Genomic DNA, 12233 nt, shown 5'->3' on the forward strand with positions numbered 1-12233 from the left:
CTCACACAGATTGTCTGATGAAAAGTAAAAAGCAAGGCGTCTTGCGATTGAGACTTCAGTGTCCCCTTCGTCTAGAGGCCCAGGACACCGCCCTTTCACGGCGGTAACAGGGGTTCGAATCCCCTAGGGGACGCCACTTGCTGGTTTGTGTGAGTGAAAGTCGCCGACCTCAGTATCTCAAAACTCATCTTCGGGTGACGTTTGAGATATTTGCTCTTTAAAAATCTGGATCAAGCTGAAAATTGAAACGACACACATGTTATGTGTGTTCGAGTCTCTCAAATTTTCGCAACACGAGCCGTTTTACGAAACAGTTTCGGGTTGTGAGGTTAAGCGACTAAGCGTACACGGTGGATGCCCTGGCAGTCAGAGGCGATGAAGGACGTGCTAATCTGCGATAAGCGTCGGTAAGGTGATATGAACCGTTATAACCGGCGATTTCCGAATGGGGAAACCCAGTGCAATTCGTTGCACTATCGTTAAGTGAATACATAGCTTAACGAAGCGAACCGGGGGAACTGAAACATCTAAGTACCCCGAGGAAAAGAAATCAACCGAGATTCCCCCAGTAGCGGCGAGCGAACGGGGAGCAGCCCAGAACCTGAATCAGTTTGTGTGTTAGTGGAAGCGTCTGGAAAGTCGCAGGGTACAGGGTGATACTCCCGTACACTAAAATGCACAGGCTGTGAGTTCGAAGAGTAGGGCGGGACACGTGGTATCCTGTCTGAATATGGGGGGACCATCCTCCAAGGCTAAATACTCCTGACTGACCGATAGTGAACCAGTACCGTGAGGGAAAGGCGAAAAGAACCCCGGCGAGGGGAGTGAAAAAGAACCTGAAACCGTGTACGTACAAGCAGTGGGAGCCTCTTTATGGGGTGACTGCGTACCTTTTGTATAATGGGTCAGCGACTTATATTCTGTAGCAAGGTTAACCGAATAGGGGAGCCGCAGGGAAACCGAGTCTTAACTGGGCGTTAAGTTGCAGGGTATAGACCCGAAACCCGGTGATCTAGCCATGGGCAGGTTGAAGGTTGGGTAACACTAACTGGAGGACCGAACCGACTAATGTTGAAAAATTAGCGGATGACTTGTGGCTGGGGGTGAAAGGCCAATCAAACCGGGAGATAGCTGGTTCTCCCCGAAAGCTATTTAGGTAGCGCCTCGTGAATTCATCTTCGGGGGTAGAGCACTGTTTCGGCTAGGGGGTCATCCCGACTTACCAACCCGATGCAAACTACGAATACCGAAGAATGTTATCACGGGAGACACACGGCGGGTGCTAACGTCCGTCGTGAAGAGGGAAACAACCCAGACCGCCAGCTAAGGTCCCAAAGTCATGGTTAAGTGGGAAACGATGTGGGAAGGCACAGACAGCCAGGATGTTGGCTTAGAAGCAGCCATCATTTAAAGAAAGCGTAATAGCTCACTGGTCGAGTCGGCCTGCGCGGAAGATGTAACGGGGCTAAACCATGCACCGAAGCTGCGGCAGCGACGCGTATGCGTTGTTGGGTAGGGGAGCGTTCTGTAAGCCGTTGAAGGTGGCCTGTGAGGGTTGCTGGAGGTATCAGAAGTGCGAATGCTGACATAAGTAACGATAAAGCGGGTGAAAAGCCCGCTCGCCGGAAGACCAAGGGTTCCTGTCCAACGTTAATCGGGGCAGGGTGAGTCGACCCCTAAGGCGAGGCCGAAAGGCGTAGTCGATGGGAAACAGGTTAATATTCCTGTACTCGGTGTTACTGCGAAGGGGGGACGGAGAAGGCTATGTTGGCCGGGCGACGGTTGTCCCGGTTTAAGCATGTAGGCGGAGGTTCCAGGTAAATCCGGTACCTTATTAACGCTGAGGTGTGATGACGAGGCACTACGGTGCTGAAGTGACAAATGCCCTGCTTCCAGGAAAAGCCTCTAAGCATCAGGTAACAACGAATCGTACCCCAAACCGACACAGGTGGTCAGGTAGAGAATACCAAGGCGCTTGAGAGAACTCGGGTGAAGGAACTAGGCAAAATGGTGCCGTAACTTCGGGAGAAGGCACGCTGATGGTAAGTGAAGCGACTTGCTCGTGGAGCTGAACTCAGTCGAAGATACCAGCTGGCTGCAACTGTTTATTAAAAACACAGCACTGTGCAAACACGAAAGTGGACGTATACGGTGTGACGCCTGCCCGGTGCCGGAAGGTTAATTGATGGGGTTATCCGTAAGGAGAAGCTCTTGATCGAAGCCCCGGTAAACGGCGGCCGTAACTATAACGGTCCTAAGGTAGCGAAATTCCTTGTCGGGTAAGTTCCGACCTGCACGAATGGCGTAATGATGGCCAGGCTGTCTCCACCCGAGACTCAGTGAAATTGAACTCGCTGTGAAGATGCAGTGTACCCGCGGCAAGACGGAAAGACCCCGTGAACCTTTACTATAGCTTGACACTGAACACTGGTCCTTGATGTGTAGGATAGGTGGGAGGCTTTGAAGTGTGGACGCCAGTCTGCATGGAGCCGACCTTGAAATACCACCCTTTAATGGCTGGTGTTCTAACGTAGACCCGTCATCCGGGTTGCGGACAGTGTCTGGTGGGTAGTTTGACTGGGGCGGTCTCCTCCCAAAGAGTAACGGAGGAGCACGAAGGTTAGCTAATCCTGGTCGGACATCAGGAGGTTAGTGCAATGGCATAAGCTAGCTTGACTGCGAGCGTGACGGCGCGAGCAGGTGCGAAAGCAGGTCATAGTGATCCGGTGGTTCTGAATGGAAGGGCCATCGCTCAACGGATAAAAGGTACTCCGGGGATAACAGGCTGATACCGCCCAAGAGTTCATATCGACGGCGGTGTTTGGCACCTCGATGTCGGCTCATCACATCCTGGGGCTGAAGTAGGTCCCAAGGGTATGGCTGTTCGCCATTTAAAGTGGTACGCGAGCTGGGTTTAGAACGTCGTGAGACAGTTCGGTCCCTATCTGCCGTGGGCGCTGGAGAATTGAGGGGGGCTGCTCCTAGTACGAGAGGACCGGAGTGGACGCATCACTGGTGTTCGGGTTGTCATGCCAATGGCATTGCCCGGTAGCTAAATGCGGAAGAGATAAGTGCTGAAAGCATCTAAGCACGAAACTTGCCCCGAGATGAGTTCTCCCTGACTCTTTGAGAGTCCTGAAGGAACGTTGAAGACGACGACGTTGATAGGTCGGGTGTGTAAGCGTAGCGATACGTTGAGCTAACCGATACTAATGAACCGTGAGGCTTAACCTTACAACGCCGAAGCTGTTTTGGCGGATTTGAGAGAAGATTTTCAGCTTAGATTCAGAGTCCGAAGGATTTTGCGCTGAGACAAGGCGGCCAGCGAAGCGAAGGAAGGAGCATACTGAAGTATGTGACTGACGCTCGCGAGCGCAGGCAACGCAGTATGAGCGCAAAAGACACAGGACGAGCATAAAGAATTTGCCTGGCGGCACTAGCGCGGTGGTCCCACCTGACCCCATGCCGAACTCAGAAGTGAAACGCCGTAGCGCCGATGGTAGTGTGGGGTCTCCCCATGTGAGAGTAGGGAACTGCCAGGCATCAAATAAAGCAGAAGGCCCGGTCGAAAGACCGGGCCTTTTGTTTATCTGCGGTTTATGGCGAAAGCAGCCCGTCCTCACGGACGGGCTTTTTGCGTTTTTGTCCCGATAATCCGTCAGTCAGGCGTCTGGCAGCAATCTGTTTGTTCAGACGACATAAAAGCCTGCCATGACCACCTCCCCACCATATTTCACTTTATTCCCGTTCATGCTTTGGCGTTAATCCCGAAAACCACGCGACGAAAAAAAACGTGAATTGAATCACATATAAATCAATAACAATTATATAACATTTGTTTCACTAATTGATTTGTCTCAGTGACGTGGCACGCCCGAAAAGACAGATTGCAGTCTTTGCTGGAGCAGGATGACAATGGCAGAAAGCAGTATTAATGAACGGGGTGCGCTGGAGCAAAGCGACACCCGCCGCCGCATATGGGCGATTGTAGGCGCATCTTCGGGGAATCTGGTTGAATGGTTTGATTTTTATGTCTATTCATTCTGCTCTCTCTATTTTGCACATATCTTCTTTCCTTCCGGAAATACCACCACTCAGCTATTACAAACCGCCGGGGTTTTTGCCGCGGGTTTCCTGATGCGCCCGATTGGCGGATGGCTGTTTGGTCGTATTGCTGACCGCCGCGGACGTAAAGCCTCGATGCTCATTTCCGTATGCATGATGTGCATGGGATCACTGGTGATTGCCTGTCTGCCCGGCTATGCAACGATTGGCACATGGGCGCCGGCCTTATTACTTCTGGCGCGTCTGTTTCAGGGGATATCCGTCGGGGGGGAGTACGGTACCAGTGCAACCTACATGAGTGAGGTTGCTGTAGAAGGCAAGAAAGGCTTCTACGCATCATTCCAGTACGTGACGCTCATCGGCGGTCAGCTTCTGGCCGTGCTTGTGGTGGTGGCCCTACAGCAAATTCTTAGCGACGAGCAACTGCATGCCTGGGGATGGCGGATACCGTTTGCGCTTGGGGCGGTACTTGCTGTTGTGGCCCTGTGGCTACGTCGCCAGCTGGATGAAACATCTAAGCAGGAGACGCGGGCATTAAAAGAGGCCGGCTCGTTCAAAGGGTTATGGCGCAATCGCAAAGCATTTCTGATGGTCCTGGGTTTCACCGCCGCCGGGTCGTTAAGCTTTTATACCTTCACCACCTATATGCAGAAATACCTGGTTAATACGGCGGGCATGAGTGCCGGTACGGCCAGCGTGATTATGACTGCGGCGCTGTTTGTCTATATGCTGGCTCAGCCGCTATTTGGCGCGCTATCGGATAAAATAGGTCGCCGGACATCAATGCTCTGTTTTGGCTCATTAGCGACGCTCTTTACCGTGCCTGTCTTGAGTGCGCTGCAGGGCGTAACCTCACCTTATGCCGCATTTGGTTTGGTTATCTGTGCGCTGATGATCGTGAGCTTCTATACCTCGATCAGCGGTATTTTGAAGGCGGAAATGTTCCCGGCTCAGGTACGCGCATTAGGCGTTGGCTTGTCATATGCCGTGGCAAATGCTCTGTTTGGCGGCTCGGCTGAATACGTCGCGCTGTCGCTAAAATCGGTCGGCGTTGAGCATGTCTTTTACTGGTACGTTACCGTGATGAGCGCGATTGCCTTTCTGGTCTCTCTGATGCTGCACCGTAAGGGCAAGGGGTTACGACTTTAGATCTACTGGTGCGCCAGCTGCCACACGGCATAGCCCGTCGTGGCACCGGCCACATCCCACGCGAAATCTTTCCAGCTCCAGCCGCTTCCTGCCGGGCGGCTATCCCAGAGTTCTTTCGACGCCCCCAGACTGACGGAGAACATCAGGCCAATGGTTGCGCTTCGGTCACGACTGTAGCCCTGATGCTGGGCATATTCGTTACCGGCCGCCGAGAGCATCGCCGAGGCCAGAAAATGCTGAGCCTTATCCTGGCCGCTCCATGAGTCATGTGCCATATGGCTACAGCCGGTAAGCAGCAACGGGGCAATAATAATGAAAGTACGCATACACATTCCAGAAAAAAGCCCCGACGATGCGGGGCAGATATTCAGAGAATACGACTGATCAAGCGGTCGATACGGATACGCCTCAGGCGGCGAATCAGTTTGCGTACCTTGACCGGATAATCCGCAATGCTTTGCAGGTCGCGATAGTGTTTAACGACCGTCGTGTGCTGGCGAATCAGATGCAGCTCTTTTTCACGCATCGCGCCGAGCTGATGCTGCGGATCGTGAATCAGAATCGCATTTTCCAGATCCAGGCGCCAGGCGCGCGGATTGAGGTTGTTGCCGGTGAGCAGCATCCACTCATCATCAACCCACATTCCCTTAAGGTGATAGCTGTTATCGTCATCTTTCCACAGACGAACAATCAGCTGATCAGTATTAACATAATACTGCAGTCGACTGAGGAAGCGGCGGAGGTTGATTTCATACAGATAGGGGAGCGCGCCGATAATCTTAAACGGCTGATCTTCAGGGATGTAGAAGTCATTTGCTGTTTTATCGCCAACGATAATCTCTACCTGCTTTCCGCTACGCAGTAGCTGAATAATGTTACGCACCAGAAGAGCCGGAAGGTTGAAATAGGGCGTACAAATCGTCAGCTTACGCTCAGCGCAGGGCATAAGATGGAAGATGGTTTTATTCAGCAGGCTCGATTTGCCCAGACCGACCAGCGGCGTGACCGACAGCCGATCGTCATCCGCATTGCCAGAGAAATGATAGCCGCTGTCACGCAGTTCCTGGCGATACTGGCGGATATCATTTTTGATTTCCGGGCTTTTCGGGCGATCGGCGCTGTCGAGGCGATTGACGCCGCGGCCTTCCACCAGGTTGTGCTCGACCCAACCGAACATCACATCGGCCATTTTGCCATTGCGAATACACTGATAGCGGTCGTAACGATACTTATCATGCTGATGCAGATAGACATCGTTCAGGCTTGCGCCGCTGTACAGGACACAATCATCGATAATGAAACCTTTGAAGTGCAGCACGCCGAGGGCTTCCCGGGTATTGACCGGCACGCCATAAACCGGAACATCGATTCCGGGGTTTTCCTGCGCCATGCGACAGTACCAGTCGGCATTGGTGTTCGCGGCCGCCGCGCCAATGCGTCCACGCTGGGCGCGATGCCAGTCAACCAGAACGCGAACATCTAACTCCGGACGCTGGCGCTTGGCATCGTAAAGTGCCTGCAGAATTCCTTTGCCGCCATCATCCTGCTCCAGATAGAGCGCAACAATACAAATACGCTGGGTGGCGTGGGCTATCTTTGCCAGTAACGCTTGCCGGAAATCCGCAGGAGCGTAAAAGAACTCGATATCATCAACTGACTGAGAAAGCTTAGGGAGTTGGGCAAGGTGTTGTTGATGTTTATTACGCTTAAATTTTGACAACATCACAGTGCGTTTCTTCTCTGTTTATTGAAGGGTCTTCTGTACCATGCAGACGACGTAAGCGGGCAATAATAACATTACTGTTCGCGAATGTGGTCAACAATTGCGGTCGCCAGTTTATGATTGTTATGCTGCCAGTTGCAGGGACAAACTCACAATTCCGTCTTCCAGCTGAATATCAACCGCGAACCCCAGCTTCCTGGCAAGGCCGATCATGCCTCTGTTATTAGGCATGGTGATGCCATTTAGCCGCTGCAGACCGTGGCTTTGCGTGTAGGCAATCAGCTTTTCCAGCAGCCGCCGGCCTAAACCTAACCCTTTCAGGTCAGAACGAACCAGGACGGCAAATTCCGCATCAATGTTGTCAGGATCGGAGATGGCTCGCGTTACGCCAAGGATCTCATTGCCTTCGGCGCTGGTGCGTACGGCAACAAACGCCATTTCTCGATCGTAGTCGATCTGCGTCATATTGGCTAAGTCATCATGAGTAAATTCATTGATTTCGCTGAAATAACGATAGTACAGATCTTCTTTCGTCACCTGGCCGATAAAAGCCTGAAGCAGCGGTTCATCTTCCGGCAGGATCGGGCGGAACAGGCAGCGCTCGCCATTTTTCATCACCACCCACTCTTCCTGCTGCTGCGGATAAGGGCGGATGGCCAGCCGACTTTCGCTATCGCCGGTAAACGGGGCAAGGGCCAGCGTGACGTCAAGCGCGGTGAACTCGTTACCCGAAGCGAGCAGCGGGTGAATATCCAGCCGCTGGATCTCCGGGCAATCGACGATCAGATTTGATACCTGGACCAGAAGTTGGCTCAGGCCCGAAACATCCAGCGGGCGTAGCGCGCTGCGGCCACGGATCTTCTTACTTTTGATCGCCTGGATAACCAGATAGCGGGCCAGATTCATATTTAACGGCGGCAGGGCGACGGCGGCCTGATCTTCCGCACGCCATTCGACGCCGCCTTCGCCCAACATAATCAGCGGGCCGAACACCGGATCGTGCTCAACGACGACCCGCAGCTCCTGCGCGCCGGCGCGGTTGGCCATACTTTGTACCAGCAGACCGTGAATACGTGCCTGAGGCCAGGCCATTTTGACGCGGTCGAAAATAGCATCCGCCGCCTGCTGTACCTCCACGGCGGTCCGCAAATAGAGCATCACGCCCTGAACTTCCGATTTGTGCGGAATATCCGGCGAGCGCAGTTTCAGCGCCACCGGGTAGCCAATTTGTTCGGCGATGTGTACCGCCTCGGCGCTGTCGGCGGCAATCCAGGTCGGTAAGGTGTGGATCCCGTAAGCGTGCAATACCGGGCTTACTTCATGGGTGTCTAACGAACGGGCGCCTTCGCGAATCGCCTGTTGCAACAACATATGGGCTTCTGCGGTATTGGCGGTCACCATATCCGACAAAACCGGCGTCTCCCGGAGCTGCTTCTGGTTACGTCGGTATTCCACCATGTGCATAAAAGCGGTAATGGTTCCTTCCGGCGTGCGGTAGGTTGGCAGCCCCGCATCGCTGAACAAGCGGCGGGCTTCCTGAGAAGAGAATTCGCCACACCAGTTTGTCAGGACCGTGACATATTTACCGCGCGGATGGTGTTTCAGCGCGTCGATCAGCGCCAGGGCGCTTTCAGTTCCCGGTGCGGCGGCGCTGGGGGAATGAATCACCAGCAGGGCGTCGTAGTCCTGGCTATCCAGCAGAACGTTCAGCGCCTTGAGATAGTGTTCGCTGCTGGCATCATCACGGAGATCCAGCGGGTTCGCGATGTCGATACCACCCGGTAGCGCCTGGCGTAGTTTTTCCGCGCTCTCTTCGCTGAGGGTGGCAAGTTTGCCGTTTCGTAACCACAGTTCATCCAGCGCCAGCGCCGCAGGGGCGGCACCGTTACTGATGATCATCAGTTTCTCGCCGCGCAGCGGGCGCATATGGCTGAGAGTTTCAACCGCAGAGAAGAGTTCATGAGTATCCTGTACGCGCAATAACCCCGCCCGCTGAATCGCAGCGTCCCAGGCCGGATCCATGCCTGAATTGACGTGGAGCAGCTTTTGCGCGGCTGGACTGCGGCCGCTTTTGATAACCAGGATCGGTTTATTACGCGATGCGCTGCGTGCCGCGGACACGAAGCGCCGGGCGTCGCTCAGGTGTTCAAGATAGAGCAGAATGGCGCTGGTTTTACTATCGCGGGCAAGGAAATCAAGGAGATCGTCGACATCAATATCCAGGCTATCCCCAAGCGCAATAAAATAAGAGAAGCCCATCTCGCGCTGCTGCGCCCAGTCAAGAATGGTATTGGAAACTGCTGCGGACTGGGAGATAAACGCCAGTTTGCCGCGATGAATCGGTACCGGCGAAAAGCTGGCATTCAGCCCCTGCCAGGGCGCAAGCAGGCCGAGGCTGTTAGGGCCAAGCAGGCGCATCTGGTAGCGTGCGGCGCATTCCAGCAGCAGAGGATATTGTTCCGCCGGGGAGGAGAGAATAATGCAGGTCTTGCAGCCCTTTTTCCCCAGCGCGTCCAGCAGCTCGGGGTTTCGCCGGGCGTTGGTACAGAGCACGGCCAGGTCCGGAGTGAAGGGCAGGCTGTCGATGGTCGGCCAGGCCAGTACGCCCTGAACGGCTTTCCAGGCCGGGGTGACGGGTAAGACCGGGCCGTTGAACCCCCCGGCCAGCAGGTTACGCATCATCAGATAACCGGCGCGCTGTGGTTTCATTGATGCGCCAATAACGGCGATCGACTTCGGCCGCAGCAGTGCTTCCAGGCCTCGTTGGCTCATTCCGGTCTCCTTTAATCCCCTGTGACCGAATGATTTTAAACGCTTTCCGCCATTTGTGCTGTGATGCTGCCCTTATGCTGGGTTTTTCCCGCCAGATAGCGGGCGCGGAACAGGCTAAAATGGTCCCCGAGCGCGCGCGCGGCCGTGTGGTCTTCAGCAAGGTCGAGCAGCGCAATGGCGACTTCTGCGGTGCAGTACTGCCCATCGGCATGGGCTTCTCTCAGGTGGTAGGCTGAAATGCGTGACAGATCGACAGATATGATCGGCAGCGTATCAAGATACGGGCTTTTGCGGAACATTTTGCGCGCTTCGGTCCAGGTTCCGTCGAGCATGATAAACAGCGGCGGTTTCCCCGCCGGCGGGGCGCTCAGTACCTGGCGTTCCGCTCCCGCGTAAGAGGCCGGGAAAACCACCATTGGCTGGTAATCGGGGTTGGCGACCAGATCGAGTAACGCCTGCGGCGGCTCGGTTCGCGACCATTGAAAAGCTTCCGTGTCCGGCAGGATGTCGGCAATGAGGCGTCCGGTATTGCTTGGCTTCATCGGCTCGGTATCGAACATCACCAGGCAGAAACGACTGGTGGCCGTTGCCGGCATCAGGGTCGCGCACAGGCACTGCTTCAACGGTAACAGACAGCGTTGGCAGCGATGGACCCGGTTACCACGCGCGAGAAAAGGGCGGGTCGCGCGAGCGAGACGTTCGGCGCGAAGGCGAAGGACGGCGTTATCAATCATAGAGTGTCGCTAAGAAAAAACGCCATTGTCGCAGAGGTGAAAAAGGGGCACAAGCTGTGCCCCGGAAGGTTTACTGCGCGTTAGCTTCATTCAGCCAGTTATCGAACGGCGCTTTCGGTACCGCGCCGTTAAGCATGTCGATGACTTCGCCTTTTTTAAAGATCATAATGGTCGGGATACTGCGGATGCGGAAACGCGCGCTCAGCTCGCGTTCGGCTTCGGTGTTCACTTTGACGAAGCGCATCTTGCCGCTGCGTTCTTCCGCGACGTCTTCAAAGATCGGCGCAAAATTACGACAAGGACCGCACCATGGCGCCCAGAAATCGACAACAACGGGCAGATCGTCCTTCAGTAGTTTATCCAGCGTTGCCCCGGTCGCGTTGATGACATCGCCGTCAAAAAGATCGTGGCCGCAGCGTCCGCACTTAGCGCCATCGGCGTGACGATCGTCGGGGATGCGGTTCAGAGCCTGACAACTGGCACAAACGGTATTCATAACTAACCTCTGGTTATGGGTTGCAGCGTGGCGCGTGGCCGATTTGTTTCTTTAATGTTACATATTATCGATTAGCTGCTATTAAACAACAATGTGTTTTGTTCGATGAATACGATAGACCCTATCTTTTAAACGAAATCATGGCGCAGCGGTGACACATCGGGTAATCTTCGCGCTTCGCGCAGCGCAGGTGGAGAAAATTGATGAGCGACGAACTGAAAAATAAAAGCGGCAAGGTCAAAGTGATGTATGTCCGCAGTGATGATGATTCTGACAGACGCACCCATAACCCGCGTACCGGGAAAGGGGGAGGGCGCCCAGGAAAATCTCGTGTTGACGGCCGTAGCCGCCCTGCCCGCGATGAACGTAACAGCCGCGGTGATGACCGCAAACGTGACGATCGTAAACGCGATGATTTCGATCGTGACAGCTCTTCTCCGTGGCGTACCGTCTCGCGTGCGCCAAACGATGATGCGGCGGTGAAGCCGGATCACGGCGGGATCAGCGGCAAAAGCTTTATCGATCCGGAAGTGTTGCGTCGTCAGCGCGCGGAAGAGACCCGCGTTTACGGTGAGAATGCTTGTCAGGCGCTGTTCCAGAGCCGTCCGGAAGCGATTGTTCGCGCCTGGTTTGTGCAGAGCGTCACCCCGCGTTTCAAAGAGGCGCTGCGCTGGATGGCGGCGAACCGCAAAGCTTATCACGTGGTTGATGAGGCTGAACTGGCAAAAGCATCCGGTACCGAGCATCACGGCGGCGTTTGCTTCCTGATTAAGAAACGTAACGGTACCTCGGTGGCTCAGTGGGTCGCCAAAGCCGACGCCGAAGATTGCGTTCTGGCGCTGGAAGATGTTGGTAACCCGCACAACCTCGGTGCGATCATGCGTAGCTGCGCGCATTTTGGCGTGAAGGGTGTGGTGGTGCAGGATGCCGGCATGCTGGAATCTGGCGCGGCAATCCGTACCGCGGAAGGCGGCGCAGAACACGTGGAGCCTGTCACCGGCGACAGCTTTATTGACACTCTGGAGCAGTTCCGCAAAGCGGGCTACGCCATTGTTTCGACCTCCAGCCACAACGGCACGCCGTTGCATAAGGCCGAGCTGCCGAAGAAAATGGTGCTGGCATTAGGCCAGGAGCGCGATGGCCTGTCTGATGCGGCGATCTCCAGCGCCGATCTGAATGTGGCCATTGAAGGTACCGGCAATGTAGAAAGCCTGAACGTCTCCGTGGCGACCGGCATATTGCTGGCCGAGTGGTGGCGTCAGAACAAGGCCTGATGGCTGAGTTCAATTGAAAA

General features: G+C 54.7%; 7 protein-coding genes, 1 tRNA gene and 2 rRNA genes. 5 read left to right on the forward strand and 5 right to left on the reverse strand.

The genetic code is table 11. From position 1 onward, the window contains the following. Positions 1-60: 60 nt before the first annotated feature. The 4 genes from Electrica_RS05795 (at position 61) to Electrica_RS05810 (ending at position 5214) form a co-directional block, all read left to right on the forward strand. A tRNA-Glu gene (locus Electrica_RS05795) sits at positions 61-136 on the forward strand. A gap of 191 nt (positions 137-327) precedes the next feature. Further along, positions 328-3234 (forward strand): 23S ribosomal RNA (locus Electrica_RS05800). A 192-nt stretch (positions 3235-3426) separates the two neighbouring features. Further along, positions 3427-3542: ribosomal RNA gene (gene rrf / locus Electrica_RS05805) — 5S ribosomal RNA — on the forward strand. A gap of 373 nt (positions 3543-3915) precedes the next feature. Continuing rightward, positions 3916-5214 carry an MFS transporter gene (locus tag Electrica_RS05810; RefSeq protein WP_141963873.1) on the forward strand — a complete coding sequence of 433 codons (1299 nt, stop codon included), beginning with the start codon at positions 3916-3918 and terminating at the stop codon, positions 5212-5214. Positions 5215-5216: 2 nt separating this feature from the next. On the opposite strand, the gene Electrica_RS05815 is transcribed toward Electrica_RS05810, so the two are convergent. The 5 genes from Electrica_RS05815 to trxC all read right to left on the reverse strand — a co-directional run bounded on the left by Electrica_RS05815 (position 5217) and on the right by trxC (position 10939). Next, a complete protein-coding gene (locus tag Electrica_RS05815; RefSeq protein WP_141963875.1) occupies positions 5217-5540 on the reverse strand; it encodes a YfiM family lipoprotein in 324 nt (107 codons plus the stop codon). Between the two features lie 41 nt (positions 5541-5581). Further along, positions 5582-6937 carry a CDP-diacylglycerol--serine O-phosphatidyltransferase gene (gene pssA / locus Electrica_RS05820; protein ID WP_142255849.1) on the reverse strand — a complete coding sequence of 452 codons (1356 nt, stop codon included), beginning with the start codon at positions 6935-6937 and terminating at the stop codon, positions 5582-5584. A 123-nt stretch (positions 6938-7060) separates the two neighbouring features. Further along, positions 7061-9709, reverse strand: a complete 2649-nt coding sequence (locus Electrica_RS05825; RefSeq protein ID WP_141963877.1) for a bifunctional acetate--CoA ligase family protein/GNAT family N-acetyltransferase — start codon at positions 9707-9709, stop codon at positions 7061-7063. 35 nt (positions 9710-9744) lie between these two features. Next, positions 9745-10443: a tRNA-uridine aminocarboxypropyltransferase gene (locus Electrica_RS05830; protein WP_131048733.1), complete on the reverse strand. Its 699-nt coding sequence runs from the start codon at positions 10441-10443 to the stop codon at positions 9745-9747. Between the two features lie 70 nt (positions 10444-10513). Further along, entirely contained in the window at positions 10514-10939 is a 426-nt protein-coding gene (gene trxC / locus Electrica_RS05835) for a thioredoxin TrxC (protein WP_100683376.1), read from the reverse strand. A gap of 203 nt (positions 10940-11142) precedes the next feature. On the opposite strand from trxC, the gene Electrica_RS05840 reads away from it, so the two are divergent. Next, entirely contained in the window at positions 11143-12213 is a 1071-nt protein-coding gene (locus Electrica_RS05840) for a tRNA/rRNA methyltransferase (RefSeq protein ID WP_100683375.1), read from the forward strand. The last annotated feature ends 20 nt before the right edge of the window (positions 12214-12233 follow it).

Source organism: Klebsiella electrica (genome assembly GCF_006711645.1).
Taxonomy (GTDB): domain Bacteria; phylum Pseudomonadota; class Gammaproteobacteria; order Enterobacterales; family Enterobacteriaceae; genus Klebsiella; species Klebsiella electrica.